This window comes from Roseovarius arcticus (assembly GCF_006125015.1).
GTDB lineage: Bacteria > Pseudomonadota > Alphaproteobacteria > Rhodobacterales > Rhodobacteraceae > Roseovarius > Roseovarius arcticus.
On record NZ_SZZN01000001.1, the window covers coordinates 1,539,026 to 1,553,680 of the forward strand.

16 protein-coding genes are annotated in these 14,655 nt (G+C 60.5%); 13 read left to right on the forward strand and 3 right to left on the reverse strand.

Going from position 1 to position 14,655, the window contains the following annotated elements; all coding sequences use genetic code 11:
* Positions 1 to 62 precede the first annotated feature (62 nt).
* Together lon and tgt are read right to left on the reverse strand one after the other, a co-directional pair.
* On the reverse strand, positions 63 to 2,474 hold the full coding sequence (gene lon, locus MK6180000_RS07235; RefSeq protein WP_138934124.1) for an endopeptidase La: 2,412 nt from the start codon (positions 2,472 to 2,474) through the stop codon (positions 63 to 65).
* Positions 2,475 to 2,746: 272 nt separating this feature from the next.
* Positions 2,747 to 3,877 carry a tRNA guanosine(34) transglycosylase Tgt gene (gene tgt, locus MK6180000_RS07240; protein WP_138934125.1) on the reverse strand — a complete coding sequence of 377 codons (1,131 nt, stop codon included), beginning with the start codon at positions 3,875 to 3,877 and terminating at the stop codon, positions 2,747 to 2,749.
* Positions 3,878 to 3,982: 105 nt separating this feature from the next.
* Between tgt and MK6180000_RS07245 the strand changes: the two genes are divergently transcribed.
* The 8 genes from MK6180000_RS07245 to tpiA all read left to right on the forward strand — a co-directional run bounded on the left by MK6180000_RS07245 (position 3,983) and on the right by tpiA (position 9,878).
* A complete protein-coding gene (locus MK6180000_RS07245; RefSeq protein WP_138934126.1) occupies positions 3,983 to 4,873 on the forward strand; it encodes an SPFH domain-containing protein in 891 nt (296 codons plus the stop codon).
* Positions 4,870 to 5,166: an NfeD family protein gene (locus tag MK6180000_RS07250; RefSeq protein ID WP_171054568.1), complete on the forward strand. Its 297-nt coding sequence runs from the start codon at positions 4,870 to 4,872 to the stop codon at positions 5,164 to 5,166. Before MK6180000_RS07245 ends, MK6180000_RS07250 begins: the two co-directional genes overlap by 4 nt.
* Positions 5,167 to 5,277: 111 nt before the next feature.
* Positions 5,278 to 6,678 carry a 30S ribosomal protein S6--L-glutamate ligase gene (gene rimK, locus MK6180000_RS07255; protein ID WP_138934127.1) on the forward strand — a complete coding sequence of 467 codons (1,401 nt, stop codon included), beginning with the start codon at positions 5,278 to 5,280 and terminating at the stop codon, positions 6,676 to 6,678.
* A gap of 133 nt (positions 6,679 to 6,811) precedes the next feature.
* On the forward strand, positions 6,812 to 7,174 hold the full coding sequence (locus tag MK6180000_RS07260; protein ID WP_138934128.1) for an SUF system Fe-S cluster assembly protein: 363 nt from the start codon (positions 6,812 to 6,814) through the stop codon (positions 7,172 to 7,174).
* Between the two features lie 50 nt (positions 7,175 to 7,224).
* On the forward strand, positions 7,225 to 7,842 hold the full coding sequence (locus MK6180000_RS07265; RefSeq protein ID WP_138934129.1) for a MarR family transcriptional regulator: 618 nt from the start codon (positions 7,225 to 7,227) through the stop codon (positions 7,840 to 7,842).
* Positions 7,843 to 7,915: 73 nt separating this feature from the next.
* Entirely contained in the window at positions 7,916 to 8,635 is a 720-nt protein-coding gene (locus MK6180000_RS07270; RefSeq protein ID WP_138934130.1) for a DUF3307 domain-containing protein, read from the forward strand.
* A gap of 28 nt (positions 8,636 to 8,663) precedes the next feature.
* The gene (locus MK6180000_RS07275) at positions 8,664 to 9,014 is read left to right on the forward strand and encodes a HesB/IscA family protein (protein ID WP_138934131.1); all 351 of its coding nucleotides are present in this window, start codon (positions 8,664 to 8,666) and stop codon (positions 9,012 to 9,014) included.
* Positions 9,015 to 9,122: 108 nt separating this feature from the next.
* A complete protein-coding gene (gene tpiA, locus MK6180000_RS07280; protein ID WP_138934132.1) occupies positions 9,123 to 9,878 on the forward strand; it encodes a triose-phosphate isomerase in 756 nt (251 codons plus the stop codon).
* On the opposite strand, the gene MK6180000_RS07285 is transcribed toward tpiA, so the two are convergent.
* On the reverse strand, positions 9,873 to 10,334 hold the full coding sequence (locus MK6180000_RS07285) for an Lrp/AsnC family transcriptional regulator (protein ID WP_138934133.1): 462 nt from the start codon (positions 10,332 to 10,334) through the stop codon (positions 9,873 to 9,875). The genes tpiA and MK6180000_RS07285 overlap by 6 nt on opposite strands.
* A 140-nt stretch (positions 10,335 to 10,474) precedes the next feature.
* Between MK6180000_RS07285 and MK6180000_RS07290 the strand changes: the two genes are divergently transcribed.
* The 5 genes from MK6180000_RS07290 to MK6180000_RS07310 are packed head-to-tail and all read left to right on the forward strand — an operon-like array spanning position 10,475 to position 14,609.
* On the forward strand, positions 10,475 to 11,461 hold the full coding sequence (locus MK6180000_RS07290) for a siroheme synthase (protein WP_138934134.1): 987 nt from the start codon (positions 10,475 to 10,477) through the stop codon (positions 11,459 to 11,461).
* Positions 11,461 to 11,763, forward strand: coding sequence for a DUF2849 domain-containing protein (locus tag MK6180000_RS07295; protein ID WP_138934135.1), 303 nt, complete (start codon positions 11,461 to 11,463; stop codon positions 11,761 to 11,763). The genes MK6180000_RS07290 and MK6180000_RS07295 overlap by 1 nt, the downstream gene beginning before the upstream one ends.
* Positions 11,763 to 13,460, forward strand: coding sequence for a nitrite/sulfite reductase (locus MK6180000_RS07300; RefSeq protein WP_138934136.1), 1,698 nt, complete (start codon positions 11,763 to 11,765; stop codon positions 13,458 to 13,460). Before MK6180000_RS07295 ends, MK6180000_RS07300 begins: the two co-directional genes overlap by 1 nt.
* Entirely contained in the window at positions 13,447 to 14,208 is a 762-nt protein-coding gene (locus MK6180000_RS07305) for a phosphoadenylyl-sulfate reductase (RefSeq protein WP_138934137.1), read from the forward strand. The genes MK6180000_RS07300 and MK6180000_RS07305 overlap by 14 nt, the downstream gene beginning before the upstream one ends.
* Positions 14,205 to 14,609 carry a DUF934 domain-containing protein gene (locus MK6180000_RS07310; RefSeq protein WP_138934138.1) on the forward strand — a complete coding sequence of 135 codons (405 nt, stop codon included), beginning with the start codon at positions 14,205 to 14,207 and terminating at the stop codon, positions 14,607 to 14,609. Before MK6180000_RS07305 ends, MK6180000_RS07310 begins: the two co-directional genes overlap by 4 nt.
* The last annotated feature ends 46 nt before the right edge of the window (positions 14,610 to 14,655 follow it).

Below are 14,655 nucleotides of genomic sequence, written 5' to 3' on the forward strand. Positions count from 1 at the left end.
TAAACGAAGAAGGGGCGCCCAGTAACGGGCGCCCCTTCTTTCCTTCATAGCCTTTGCCAGGCTCAGTGCGCCGTCGCGCCCGTTCCGTCATTGCCGGATTTTAGCGCGGCCTCAGCGGCGGCGGCCTCCTCGGCGGCTTCGTCCCATTCGATCGGTTCAGGGTCCCGGGTCAGGGCCAGCTTCAGTACTTCGCGAACGTGCGACACAGGGATAATCTTTAGCCCCTGCTTCACGTTATCGGGGATCTCGGCCAGATCCTTTTCGTTCTCCTGAGGGATCAGCACCGTCTTGATGCCGCCGCGCAATGCGGCCAGCAGCTTCTCTTTGAGGCCCCCGATCGGCAGCGCGTTACCGCGCAGCGTGACCTCGCCGGTCATGGCGATATCCTTGCGCACCGGAATGCCAGTCAGCACCGATACGATGGACGTGACCATGGCCAAGCCAGCGCTCGGCCCATCCTTAGGCGTTGCACCCTCAGGCACGTGGACGTGAATGTCCCACTTCTCCAGCCGGGGCGGTTTGATCCCGATGGCAGGCGCGACCGAGCGGACATAGCTGTTCGCCGCATCGATGGATTCCTTCATCACATCACCCAGCTTGCCAGTGGTCTTCATCCGGCCCTTGCCCGGCAGGCGCAGCGCCTCGATATTCAGCAACTCGCCGCCCACCGACGTATAGGCCAGCCCCGTGACGACACCAACCTGATCGGCATCCTCGGCCAGACCAAACTTGTGCTTGCGCACCCCAAGGAAGTCATCAAGGTTTTCAGCCGTCACCTTGATAGATGTCGCCTGTTTTTTGATGATCTGCGTCACCGCCTTACGGGCGACCTTGGCAATCTCGCGCTCTAGGTTCCGGACGCCCGCCTCGCGGGTGTAGTAGCGAATGATGTCGGTCAACGCATCATCGGTCAGCTCAAACTCGCCCTTCTTCAGACCGTGGTTCTTGATCTGTTTCTCCAGCAAATGTTGCTTGGCGATTTCGCGCTTTTCGTCCTCGGTATAGCCGGCCAGCGGGATAATCTCCATACGGTCCAGAAGCGGGCCAGGCATATTATAGCTGTTCGACGTGGTCAAAAACATCACATTGCTGAGGTCATATTCAACCTCCAGATAGTGATCGACGAACGTGCTGTTCTGCTCGGGGTCCAAGACCTCTAGCATCGCTGACGCAGGATCACCGCGGAAGTCCTGGCCCATTTTGTCGATCTCATCCAGCAAGATCAGCGGATTGGTCGTCTTGGCCTTTTTCAGCGCTTGTATGATCTTGCCCGGCATGGAGCCGATATAGGTCCGGCGGTGGCCGCGGATCTCGGACTCGTCGCGCACACCGCCAAGGCTGATGCGAATAAATTCGCGCCCTGTCGCCTTGGCCACGGATTTGCCCAGCGATGTCTTGCCCACGCCCGGAGGGCCGACGAGGCACATGATCGGCCCCTTCAGCTTTTGCGAGCGTTGCTGCACGGCCAGATATTCGACGATGCGCTCTTTGACCTTGTCGAGGCCATAGTGGTCGTCGTCCAGTACCTTTTCGGCGCGCGCCAGATCCTTCTTGACGCGGCTTTTCACGCCCCAAGGGATCGACAGCATCCATTCCAGATAGTTGCGTACGACGGTTGCCTCGGCACTCATCGGGCTCATGTTTTTCAGCTTTTTCAGTTCGGCATCCGCCTTTTCGCGGGCCTCTTTGCTCAGCTTGGTCTCACTGACGCGCTTCTCCAGCTCGGCAACTTCGCCTTCGCCGTCCTCGCCATCGCCCAATTCCTTCTGAATGGCCTTCATCTGCTCATTCAGATAATATTCGCGCTGCGTGCGCTCCATCTGGCTTTTGACGCGGGTCTTGATCTTCTTTTCGACCTGCAGCACGCTCATTTCGCCCTGCATCAGGCCATAGACCTTCTCCAGGCGCTCGCTGACGCTGAGTGTTTCAAGCAGTTCCTGCTTTTGCTCTACCTCGATGCCCAGATGTCCGGCCACCAGATCGGCGAGGCGCGCAGGCTCTCCGGCGTCTGACACGGCTGTCAGCGCCTCTTCCGGCACATTCTTTTTGACCTTAGCATAGCGCTCGAACTCACTGGAAACGCTGCGCAACAACGCCTCTATAGTGGTCGCATCGCCCGGCATTTCGGTCAGGTACTCGGCGCGGGCCTCAAAGAAATCATCGTTTTCGAGATACTCGATAATCCGCACACGCGCGACGCCCTCGACCAGCACCTTGACGGTGCCATCGGGCAATTTCAGTAGTTGCAAAACGTTCGCCAGAACACCCGCTTTGTAGATGCCCTTGGCGTCCGGATCGTCAACGCTTGGGTCGATCTGACTCGACAGCAGAATCTGCTTGTCGTCAGCCATAACCTCCTCCAGCGCGCGCACCGATTTCTCGCGACCCACGAAAAGCGGCACGATCATGTGTGGGAACACAACGATATCGCGCAGCGGCAGCACCGGATAGGAGGAATTCAGGGGCTCTTTCATGCTCTTTCCTTATGTATCGGTCCAGAGTTCTGTCTGGCCCTTTCTTGGCAAGAGGGTCCGGCCCCGCTAGGCGGCGACCATGCCCTCTCCATCTGACTGGTTAATTTGGGGCAGCTATGCCGCGCTTTCAACCTTGCGGTGCAGAATGACGCTGCGCCACGCTCGCGGCAAGGACCTTCCCCCGTCATTTCATCTTAAATTACCCACGCCTCGTTATAGCAACACGGCCCTCAGCCTTTTCTTGGTGAAAATACCTGAATCCTGACACTAGCCTATAGCGGCTCGATATCTCCCTGAGCCCGCAGGTCGTGAAATTCGGCCCGCCACGCATCGAACCGCGTCGCGGCGATGGCATCACGCATCGCGCCCATAAGCTGCTGATAGTAATGCAGGTTATGCCACGTCAGCAGCATCCCCGAGATCATTTCCTGCGACCGGAACACGTGATGCAGGTAGGCCCGCGAATAATTGCGGCAGGCAGGACAGCCACACTCCTCGTCCAAGGGGCGCGGATCGTCGGCATGGCGGGCATTCTTGATATTGATCTGCCCCCGCCGCGTCCACGCTTGCCCCGTCCGGCCCGATCGGGACGGCAGCACGCAATCCATCATGTCGACGCCCCGCGCCACCGCTCCGACGATGTCGTCGGGCTTGCCGACACCCATCAGGTAGCGCGGTTTGTCCTCAGGCAGCATATCGGGCGCATAGTCCAGCACCCCGAACATTGCCTCCTGCCCTTCGCCCACGGCCAGCCCGCCGATGGCATAGCCGTCAAATCCGATTTCCTTTAGATGCTCTGCGCTTGCAGCGCGAAGCTCTTGCGTAACGCCGCCCTGCTGGATGCCAAAGAGGGCGTGACCGGGCCGGTCGCCGAATGCCTCCTTGGAGCGGCGCGCCCACCGCATTGACAGCTCCATGCTCTGCTCAACCGCCTTATCCGTCGCCGGTAGCGCGGGACACTCGTCAAAGGACATGACGATATCGCTGCCCAACAGCGCTTGGATTTCCATCGACCGCTCAGGCGTCAGCATGTGTTTTGAGCCGTCTATATGGCTGCGAAACGCCACGCCCTCTTCGGTCAGCTTGCGCAGGTCCGCGAGGCTCATCACCTGAAATCCGCCACTATCGGTCAATATCGGTCCCTGCCAGTTCATGAATTTGTGCAAGCCGCCAAGGCGCGCAATCCGCTCTGCCGTGGGGCGCAGCATCAAATGGTAGGTATTGCCTAGCAAAATGTCGGCGCCCGTGGCCGCCACGCTTTCGGGCATCATCGCCTTGACTGTCGCCGCAGTCCCGACGGGCATAAAAGCCGGCGTGCGGATCTGTCCCCTCGGCGTCGAAATGGCGCCTGTGCGGGCGCGCCCGTCCGTCGCCGCCACCTGAAACTCAAACCGCGCTGTCATCTGGAATGCACCCCTTATTCGCTTTTGCGTTTCCTTAATCCCCATTAGGGTAATTTGCAAAAGCCAACGCGCGGCACCTGCGGCGCCATTTTCAGGAAATGCATTATGACCGAAGACGTTATTATCGACGCACTCTCGTCCAACCTTATCTATATTTTGCTAGCGCTGCTGCTGATCGTCGTCATCTTCAAAAGCATCAAGATCGTGCCCCAGTCCGAGCAGCACGTCGTCGAACGCTTTGGCCGCCTTCATTCGGTGCTTGGCCCCGGTATCAACATGATCGTGCCTTTTTTGGACAAGATCGCGCACAAAATTTCGATTTTGGAGCGTCAGTTGCCTACGGCAAGTCAGGACGCGATAACCAAAGATAACGTGCTGGTGCAGGTCGACAGCTCGGTCTTTTACCGCATCGTGCAGCCGGAAAAAACGGTGTACCGCATCCGCGATATCGACGGCGCTATCGCCACGACCGTCGCCGGCATCGTGCGCGCCGAAATGGGCAAGATGGATCTGGACGAGGTGCAATCTAACCGCACGCAGCTAATCGGAACGATCAAGGCGACGGTCGAGGATGCCGTGGATAACTGGGGCATCGAAGTGACCCGCGCCGAGATCTTGGACGTCAACCTCGATCAGGCAACGCGCGAGGCCATGCTGCAACAGCTGAACGCCGAGCGCGCCCGCCGTGCACACGTGACAGAGGCCGAAGGCCGCAAGCGCGCGGTTGAGCTGAATGCAGATGCAGAATTATATGCTGCCGAGCAGATCGCCAAGGCCCGCCGCATCGCATCAGATGCAGAGGCATACGCCACCTCAGTCGTCGCGCGTGCAATCGCTGACAATGGTCTGGAGGCAGCCCAGTATCAGGTTGCGCTCAAACAGGTTGAGGCACTGAATGCGCTGGGCGCCAGCCCGTCATCGACCACCATCCTCGTGCCGGCGAACGCGCTGGAGGCATTCGGTAACGCGTTCTCGATGCTCAAGGGCAAGGCATGATTGACGCGGTCCAGATCATCCCCGTTTGGTCGCTCTGGTGGGTATGGGTGGCCGCCGCATTGCTGCTCGCTGTCATCGAAATCGTCCTGCCGGGATTTCTTTTTCTGGGGTTCGCAATTGGTGCGGCGGTGACGGGCCTCTTGCTGGTCTTGGCGCCGCTCACGCTTTCGCTGCCGATACTGCTGGTGATTTTCGCCGCGCTGTCGCTGGTCGCGTGGGCGGGGCTGCGGCGCATCTTTCGGCTAAAGGACGGCCAGGTGCGGCGTGTTTACGATGACGTGAATAAGGGGTAGTCTAATCAGCCCCGGGGGCGGGTGCGGCTCAACAAAGCCTTTACGTTTGAGTGAAACGCGATACATCTGTGCGTTTCATACAGCTTCCCCAGCAGATAAGGATTCCCACACATGTCCCCATCCGAGCCGCCAGTGCCGCTGCAATTCGGGTGGGAGGAGTGGGTTGGCCTGCCCAAACTAGGCGTCCCGGCCATCCGCGCCAAGGTGGATACCGGCGCGCGCACCTCCGCGCTGCATGCCTTTGACATTGAGACCTTCGGCCCCGCGGCCAAGCCTAAAGTGCGCTTTACCTTGCATCCCATTCCGGGGCGCGACGATTTGGTCATCCCATGCTCCGCCCTGATCCTTGACCGCCGCGACATCACATCATCCAACGGAGAGAGCGAGTCGCGCTTTGTCATTGAGACGCCGCTATCGGTGAATGGTGACGACTGGCCGATCGAAATAACACTGACCAATCGCGGCGGCATGGCCTCGCGGATGCTTCTGGGGCGCCAAGCGCTCAAGGATCACATCTCAATCGTTGCGACGGACCGGTTCCTTCAGCCTGAGCTGAGCTATGACTTTTATTCCACCGCCAAAATGCGCAGCGAGGCGCCCGACCGTTCCTTGCGGATCGCCGTTCTTAGCCGCGAGGATAACTACAGCACCCGCCGTTTGGTAGAAGAAGGCGAGCGTCGCGGTCACACGGTCGAGGTTGTGAACACGACGCGCTGCTATATGGCCATCAACGCGATGGCGCCCGAGGTTCATTACGACGGCAAACGGCTGCCCCGTTTTGACGCCGTGATCCCGCGCATCGGCGCGTCGATTACCCCCTACGGTGCCGCGATTCTGCGCCAGTTTGAGACAATTGGCACGTACTGCGTCAACGGAAGCGCCGGCATCGTCGCCAGCCGTGACAAGCTGCACGCGCACCAGATCATGGCCCGCGCTAAAATCGGCATGCCCAACACTGCATTCGCCGCCAGCCCCCGCGATACCGGCAACATCATCGCGCTGGTCGGCACCGCCCCTCTGATCGTCAAGTTGCTTGAATCGACCCAAGGCAAGGGCGTCGTGCTGGCCGAGACGCGCAAAGCGGCCGAAAGCGTTATTGATGCGTTTCGCGGCCTTAAGGCTAACTTTCTTGTGCAGGATTTTGTCAAGGAGGCCGCAGGCGAGGATATTCGCTGCCTCGTGATCGGCGGCAAGGTCGTCGCCTCGATGAAGCGCACCGGCGCCGATGGCGATTTCCGCTCGAACCTGCACCGCGGCGGTAGCGCCACCGCGGTCAAAATCACCAAGGAAGAGCGCGACACTGCGCTGCGCGCTGCGCGTGCATTCAATCTGAACATGGCGGGCGTGGATCTGCTGCGCGCCGAAAAAGGCCCGAAGGTGCTGGAGGTAAACTCCTCGCCCGGCTTTGAGGGAATCGAAGGCTCAACCGGTAAGGATATCGTCGGTAAACTGTATGAGACGATCGAGGCGCGGGTGCGTCCGGCGCCCATTCGTAAACGCAAAGGGGGCTAAAGGCATTAGCCCTTGGCCTGAGTAGCTGCGCGTCTTTTCTTGAGGGCGCGTTGCAAGGCGTTCGTTGTCCCCCACTGGACGCCCTGCCCCATAATCCCTATATATTCACTCAGGCAAATTCGCAGGAATTGATATGACCGAAAATCCACAACCCTTCGAGGGTATTCCACTGATCGCGCCCTCCTCGACCGGGCATCCGCAGTATGAGGCCATCGTGGCCGCGTGCCGGTCCGTGTTTGATCCAGAGATCCCGGTGAATATCTACGATCTGGGTCTGATCTACACCATCGACATTGATGCCGAGAACGCGGTCAAGATTATCATGACGCTCACCGCCCCCGGCTGCCCCGTCGCGGGCGAAATGCCTGGATGGGTCGCAGATGCAATTGAACCGCTGGATGGCATCAAACAGGTCGACGTCGATCTGGTATGGGAGCCGCCCTGGGGTATGGACATGATGAGCGATGAAGCCCGGCTGGAACTCGGCTTTATGTAAGGCAAGCGATTTTACTTGCTTTTTCTAAAAGCAAGTGATTAGGCTTGCACATGAAATGGGCAGTTCTCACAGGTGATATTGTAGCGTCGTCGTCCATTGAGGCCGATGCGCTGGACGCTCTATTGCAGCATATTGAGCGGGTTTCGCTGGAAGCAGCGGCTTGGACCGGGCATGGCCCCAATATCATGACAGGCTTTGCAAGACGTGGTGGTGATGGCTGGCAAATGGCAATCAATCGCCCTGACCTTGCCCTCCGGTTGTCCCTCTATATCCGGGCGCAACTGCGCTTGCTGGATCCGCAGTATGCCACACGCATCGCGGCCGCAGCGGGGGATGGCGAGGTGCCAGAACAGCCGATGACGGATTTGAATAGCGCCCATGGCGCGGCCTTTACCGCATCTGGGCGCCTCTTGGAAAAGCTCGATGGTCACACCCTCATGGCACATGCAGATGGCGGCGCAATCGATGCGGCCTTTCGCCTTGCCGACTATATCTCGCAGAATTGGACACAGGCTCAGGCCCGCTCGTTATGCCTGATGCTACCTCCCGGCGCTGGGCCTCGCCGCGTCGCTGCCGAAACGCTGGGTATCTCGCGCCAAGCAGTGGATCAGGCGTTGAACGGGGCCGGATATCCCGCGCTGATCGACGCGCTGGAGGCGATTGAATGAGGTCGCGCAGGCATATTGGCTTGCATACGCCAAATGCAAGCCAATCCACTTGCCTTAGCTGGAGGCCTACGTAATGATTGAGACGTTCACCGCGCTTATCTTTGCCCACGTCCTCGCCGATTTCGTCCTGCAAACGGCGTGGATCAATGCACAAAAGCGTCGTATTCCGGTGATGATGCTGCACGGCGCGCTGGTACTGGTCTGCGCACAGGCCGCGACCGGACAATGGGCCAGCCCTTGGCTACTAGCGCTGGCTGCTGTGCATGTGGTGATTGACGCCGCCAAGATCCGGGGCGGCTTTCACCACTTTCGCGGCTTTGTCATCGATCAGGCAGCGCACATCGTTACACTGGTGATCGTGGCCGTTGCCGCACCCGGACTATGGGCCACGGGCCAGTGGGCCGCCCTGCCCGCGCTACTGCCGCTGATGGCGATTGCATCGGGTCTGGTAGTCACGCTCACGGCGGGGCAATACGCGGTGGCGCTGCTTATGCGTCCGCATGGAAACCGTATCCGCAACAATGGCTTGCGCGAAGGTGGTCGGCAGATCGGCCTTTTGGAGCGAGGCCTGATATTCGCCCTTATCATGCTGGGGCAGCCGCTTGGCGTTGGCTTTCTTATTGCTGCGAAATCCATCCTGCGCTTTGGCACCGCCGCCCGCGATCAGCGTACGGCAGAATACGTCATTATCGGCACGCTGGCCTCATTCGGCTGGGCCATTCTGACAGCCGAGACGGTGCGCTGGGCACTAACGCACCTACCGCCGCTTGAGATCGCAGGCCTAAGCCCCTAGATTACGTGCAAAGGCAAAGGATCGTAAAATGTTCGGCATCCCCGGCAAGCAAGCCGTCACAATCACTGACCGCGCAGCGGGGCAGATCGCAAAACTAATGGCCAAGGACGGGCATCAGGGACTGCGCATCGGCGTCAAAAAAGGCGGCTGTGCGGGCATGGAATATACCATGGATTACGTCACCGAGGTGGACCCCAACGACGAGGTCGTTGAGGAAGCAGGCGCGCGCGTGATGATTGCGCCAATGGCGCAGATGTTCCTTTTTGGCACGCAGATCGACTACGAGGTCAGCTTGCTCGAATCCGGCTTCCGCTTTAACAACCCCAATGTCACCGAGGCCTGCGGCTGCGGCGAGTCCATAAAGTTTGCCGATATGTAAATTTCGCCGCGTAGTCCATTGATATTGATGCTTATTGGCCGCCATACGCCACCTTGCAAAGCAACCGCGCTTCGGCGATGATTGAAGCTGGTTTTTATCGGAGGCGACATGCGGCGAAAACTGGCAGCGGGCAATTGGAAGATGAATGGCGGCAACGCGGAATTGGATGGCCTGCGCACGCTAAGCCAGATCCACTCCGGTGCCGCCATTGATATTCTCATCTGCCCGCCCTTTACACTGATCGCCGCCGCCGCAGAGTGTGCGGGATCCATCGCGATTGGGGGCCAGAATTGCCACTCAGACGCATCCGGCGCGCATACGGGAGACATCTCGGCCCAAATGCTGGCCGATGTCGGCGCGAGCGCCGTAATTCTGGGCCATTCCGAGCGGCGCGCAGATCACAGCGAGACGAGCGAAGATGTCCGCGCCAAGGCCCATGCCGCCCATGCCGCCGGGCTGATTACAATCATCTGCGTCGGCGAAAGCTTGGACCAACGCGAGGCGCAGAACACCCTTGATATCATCGGTGGGCAGCTATCCACCTCGGTGCCGGACACCGCAACTGGCGAAAACACGGTGATCGCGTATGAGCCATGCTGGGCTATCGGCACAGGCCTGACGCCCACGACCGATCAGATCGGTGACGTGCATGATTTTATCCGAACGCGACTGGAAAAGCGGCTCGGCACGGGCGCGGGACGCTCGATCCGGCTGCTCTATGGTGGATCGGTCAAGGCTGCCAACGCCGCCGAGATCTTTGCCGTGTCAAACGTGGACGGGGCACTGGTCGGGGGCGCCAGCCTGAAATCGGATGATTTCTCGCCAATCATCAGTGCCTTGGAGGCCGCAGCTAACGTATCATAGCGGCAGAACGGTGGTTGATTTAATCTCTTCCATCGACAGCAACGCGGTAACGTTATGAACCTTCACCTCTGAAATCAGCGCTTGATAGAACGTGTCGTAGGCGCGCGCGTTTTCGACCCTAACCTTAAGGATGTAGTCGATATCACCCGCGAGGCGGTGCGCCTCCTGCACTTCGGGCCTGCCTTGCAGCGCACGCAAAAATGCCTTCTGCCACGCTGCGTCATGTTCGGACGTGCGGATCAGGACAAAGAAGCACGCCTCGAATCCCAGCTTTTCCGCGTCCAGCAGATAGGTCTGGTGGCGGATCACGCCGACCTCGCGCATTTTGCGGATGCGATTCCAGACGGGCGTCTTGGAACTGCCCACCAATTTGGCAATATCGTCCAGCGATTGCCCGCCATCCGCCTGTAATTCAGCGAGAATTTTCCGATCCAGATCATCCAGACGAACAGCCATGCTGGTTTTCCTCGTTCTGTAGAATTTTACCATTGCGCAGTGGGTGAAGTGGAACAAATTTCCTTATTCACCCAGCCCCATGGCGTAATGGTGGGAATATTTTCTATATATGAGGCTAAGTCAAACGGAATGGACAGGTCTTGAGACATTTTCCCATCTTCATCGCATTGCAGGGCCGCCGGGTCGTAGTGTCAGGGGGCGGTGACGCCGCTCTGGCCAAGCTGCGCCTGCTGATGAAGACCGAGGCACACCTGACCGTGTTCGCACCCGCGCCCGCACCTGAGATTTGCGAATGGGACGCGAATGGCCACCTCGCGCTGGTGCGCCGCTCAATGGCGTCCGGCGATGCGCTAGGCGCCGCGCTGTTTTATGCCGCCGATGAGGATGCGGCTGAGGATGCCCGCACAACTGCGCTGGCCCGCGCCGACGGCGCGCTGACAAATATCGTCGACAATCTGGAGGACAGCCAGTTCATCACGCCCGCCATCGTGGACCGTGACCCAGTGACCGTCGCCATCGGGACCGAGGGCACCGCCCCCGTGCTAGCCCGCGCGATCAAGGCTGACATCGAGCGGATGCTGCCGACCACGCTTGGACCGCTTGCGCGCGCCGCACGCGCCTTTCGCGGCATGGCCGAGGCGCTTCCGATGGGCCGCGCGCGCCGCACGTTCTGGAGCGGATTCTTCTTCTCCACCGGGCCTGATGCGTTGGATCGGGACAGCAGCGCCAATCTGGGCAAAGTGCTGGAGGCCGATCTGGCGCAACATCTGAATCAAACCCAACCCGCCGGCCGCATCACCTTTGCGGTCGTCGCAAGCCCCGATCCAGAGCTGCTACCGCAGAAAACCCGACGCATCCTGCACGAGGCGGATCTGGTGCTGCACGGCACGCATATCGCGACCGAAGTGTTGGATCTGGCCCGGCGCGAGGCAACTTTTGGTGCGCTGCCCGGCACTGCGCAGCCGCTGATTAATGCGGCTATGCGGGGCGATCATGTCATATGCCTTTGCCCTGCTGCCCCCGACCCCAGACAGGTTATGTCCTGCCGCCACGCTGGCCTACCGCCGCAAATCATACCGGGCATCGCGCCCATCCCAACCTTCGCCCTACTAGAGGAGAGCGCCTGATGCCCCGCGAGTTCACCCCCAAGGTCGTCACCGCAAACACATTGTTGAAAGGCGACGTTGTCTATCTGGCCGCCGATGACAGCTGGACGCCGCATCTGGCGCTGGCCGACATCCTGACCGATGAGGCGGACGCCGATCTACGCGTGCTGGACGCGCAGGCCCGCGCCGCTGAGGTCGTTGGCGTCTATCTGGCCGATATGACCCCCACTGCCAGTGGCCCCGAGCCGACCCATTTTCGTGAGGATTTCCGCCGGACCGGACCCTCAAACTACTTCCATGGCAAGCAGGCGGACCCAAGCTGATGTATACCTATACCGAATTTGACGCCGCCTTCGTCGCCGAGCGTAACCGCCAGTTTCGCGCGCAGGTCGCGCGGCGGGTCGACGGCTCGCTGACCGAGGACGAGTTCAAGCCGCTACGCCTGATGAACGGACTCTATCTGCAACTGCACGCCTATATGCTGCGCGTCGCGATCCCCTACGGCACGCTGAACGCGCGCCAGATGCGCCAGTTGGCCATGATCGCAGAGCGGTGGGACAAGGGTTATGGCCATTTTACCACGCGCCAGAACATCCAGTTTAACTGGCCCGAGCTGGCAGATGTACCTGACATTCTGGATGCGCTTGGCGAGGTGCAGATGCACGCGATCCAGACCAGCGGCAACACGATCCGCAACGTCACGGCAGATCATTTCGCCGGCGCCGCCGCTGATGAGGTCGCCGACCCGCGCCCCATCGCGGAGCTGATCCGCCAATGGTCGACCGATCATCCGGAATTTCAATTCCTTCCGCGCAAATTCAAGGTCGCTGTAACCGGCAGCCCGATGGACCGCGCCGTGACACTGGCGCACGATATCGGACTGCGCATCGTTCGCCGCGACGGCCAGATCGGCTATCAGGTGCTGGTTGGCGGCGGTCTGGGCCGCACGCCCATGATCGGCAAAGTCCTGCATGATTTCCTGCCGGAGGAGGATCTGCTGCCTTACATCGAGGCGGTCGTCAGCGTCTGGAACACGATCGGGCGGCGCGACAACAAGTTCAAAGCGCGCATCAAGATCACCGTCCACGAGCATGGCATCGACGATATCCGCGCCCGCGTCGACGCGCGCTACGCGCTGATCCGGCCACAGTTCACTGGCATCGACCAGCAGATGCTGGGCGCGATCCGCAATGATTTTGCTGCGCCCGTGTTTCGCGTGGCGCCGGCGGATAACTACGGCGCCGTGCGCGCCGCCGATCCGGTCTTTCGCGCATGGGCGGATACGAACCTCTCCGAGCACCGGGCGCCGGGATATTCCATCGTATCAATCAGCCTCAAGGCGCATGGCGAGACTCCGGGCGATGCCAGCGCAGACCAAATGCGTGTGATGGCGGATCTGGCCGAACGCTTTGGCCATGACGAGTTGCGCATTAGCCACGAGCAGAACGTGATCTTGCCACATGTGCACCAGTCCGATCTGCCTGCCGTCCATGCCGCGCTACGTGCTGCGCGTCTCGCGACCGCCAATATAGGCCTGATTTCAGACATCATCGCCTGCCCCGGCATGGATTACTGCGCGTTGGCTACCGCCCGCTCGATCCCTATCGCGCAAGAGATCGCGACGCGCTTTGACGCGCTGAAGCTTGAGCATGAGATCGGCGAGATGAAGATTAAAATCTCGGGCTGCATCAACGCTTGCGGGCACCATCATGTCGGCCATATCGGCATCCTGGGCCTTGATCGTGCGGGGGTCGAAAATTACCAGATCACCATCGGCGGCGATGGCGGCCCGGATGCGCAGCTAGGGGACCGCACCGGGCCCGGATTTTCTGCGGATGATATCGTGCCGGCTATTGAGGCGATCATGCAGGCCTATCTGGCCCACCGAACGGACGCGTCCGAGACGTTTCTGGCCACATATCGGCGCCTCGGTATGAACCCGTTCAAGACCGCGCTTTACGGCGAGGCAGAGGCGGCCAAGGCTGCCCGTAGAAAGGCGGAGGCCTATGTCGCTGCATAGCGCCCTGCCAGACACGCGCACGTCTGATCTGCACCGACGCGCCGCCGCGCTGAACGACGCCTATCGCCACCACTCGGCGATCGCGGTGCTTGCGCGCGCGCTGCATGATTCTGATGTCGGGCAGCTGGCCCTCGTCTCCAGCTTTGGTGCGGAGTCGGTAGTGCTCCTGCATATGGTCGCGCTGGCGCGGCGCGAGACACCTGTGATTTTCCTTGAGACAGGGATGCTGTTCACCGAAACGCTGGTCTACCAGCAGGAACTGGCCGAGCGTCTGGGCCTGCGCGACATGCGTATCATCCGCCCTGATACAGCCGATCTAAAGGCCCAGGATCCCGCCGCCACGCTGAACCAGACCAGTACCGATGCCTGCTGCGCGCTGCGCAAAACGGCGCCGCTGACGCGCGCTTTGGCATGCTTTGACGGCTGGATCACCGGGCGCAAACGCTATCAGGGCGGCGCACGTGCCACCCTCGAATTCTTTGAGGTCGAGGAGGGCGCGAACAGGCTCAAGGTCAATCCGCTGGCTCATTGGCAGCCAGGCGACGCGCGAACGTACATTGAGGAAAACCGCCTGCCGCGCCATCCGCTGGTGGCCCAAGGATACCCGTCGATCGGCTGCATGCCCTGCACGTCGCCTGTGGCACCGGGCGAGGATGCGCGCGCGGGTCGCTGGAAGGGCCAGGACAAATCCGAATGCGGCATCCACATGATTAACGGCAAACTCGTCAGACAAGGAGAAAGCGCATGAGCGTTATCGTGACAGACACAGGCTTTGGCCCCGACGACTGGACAGCGCCCATAGTGGCGCTCGAGGATGCGCGCGATGGCGTTGGCATTGACCTGCCCTCCACGGTGGACCCCGCCGAATTGGCCGGCCGCCTGCCGGATATCGCGATGATCCGCGTCGATTTTCCCAGCTCGGCAGATGGGCGCGGTTTCTCTATCGCGCGCCAGTTGCGACTGATGGGCTATCATGGGCGCCTGCGGGCGCGCGGTCATGTTCTGGCCGATCAGTATGCTATGGCGCGGCGCTGCGGCTTTGACGAGGTCGAGATTGACGACGCGCTGGCCACCCGCCAGCCACAGGATCAGTGGCTCTTTCGCGCCGATTGGCGCGCGCATGACTATCAAGCCAGACTACGGGGCTGACGGCGCGGCTGAACGCCGCCTTTTAATTCACGGCCCCACCGACTAG

Coding starts and splice junctions, on each gene's coding strand:
- lon (WP_138934124.1), bottom strand. CDS start 2,474: ATGAAAGAGCCCCTGAATTCCTCCTATCCGGTGCTGCCGCTGCGCGAT.
- tgt (WP_138934125.1), bottom strand. CDS start 3,877: ATGACAGCGCGGTTTGAGTTTCAGGTGGCGGCGACGGACGGGCGCGCC.
- MK6180000_RS07245 (WP_138934126.1), top strand. CDS start 3,983: ATGACCGAAGACGTTATTATCGACGCACTCTCGTCCAACCTTATCTAT.
- MK6180000_RS07250 (WP_171054568.1), top strand. CDS start 4,870: ATGATTGACGCGGTCCAGATCATCCCCGTTTGGTCGCTCTGGTGGGTA.
- rimK (WP_138934127.1), top strand. CDS start 5,278: ATGTCCCCATCCGAGCCGCCAGTGCCGCTGCAATTCGGGTGGGAGGAG.
- MK6180000_RS07260 (WP_138934128.1), top strand. CDS start 6,812: ATGACCGAAAATCCACAACCCTTCGAGGGTATTCCACTGATCGCGCCC.
- MK6180000_RS07265 (WP_138934129.1), top strand. CDS start 7,225: ATGAAATGGGCAGTTCTCACAGGTGATATTGTAGCGTCGTCGTCCATT.
- MK6180000_RS07270 (WP_138934130.1), top strand. CDS start 7,916: ATGATTGAGACGTTCACCGCGCTTATCTTTGCCCACGTCCTCGCCGAT.
- MK6180000_RS07275 (WP_138934131.1), top strand. CDS start 8,664: ATGTTCGGCATCCCCGGCAAGCAAGCCGTCACAATCACTGACCGCGCA.
- tpiA (WP_138934132.1), top strand. CDS start 9,123: ATGCGGCGAAAACTGGCAGCGGGCAATTGGAAGATGAATGGCGGCAAC.
- MK6180000_RS07285 (WP_138934133.1), bottom strand. CDS start 10,334: ATGGCTGTTCGTCTGGATGATCTGGATCGGAAAATTCTCGCTGAATTA.
- MK6180000_RS07295 (WP_138934135.1), top strand. CDS start 11,461: ATGCCCCGCGAGTTCACCCCCAAGGTCGTCACCGCAAACACATTGTTG.
- MK6180000_RS07300 (WP_138934136.1), top strand. CDS start 11,763: ATGTATACCTATACCGAATTTGACGCCGCCTTCGTCGCCGAGCGTAAC.
- MK6180000_RS07305 (WP_138934137.1), top strand. CDS start 13,447: ATGTCGCTGCATAGCGCCCTGCCAGACACGCGCACGTCTGATCTGCAC.
- MK6180000_RS07310 (WP_138934138.1), top strand. CDS start 14,205: ATGAGCGTTATCGTGACAGACACAGGCTTTGGCCCCGACGACTGGACA.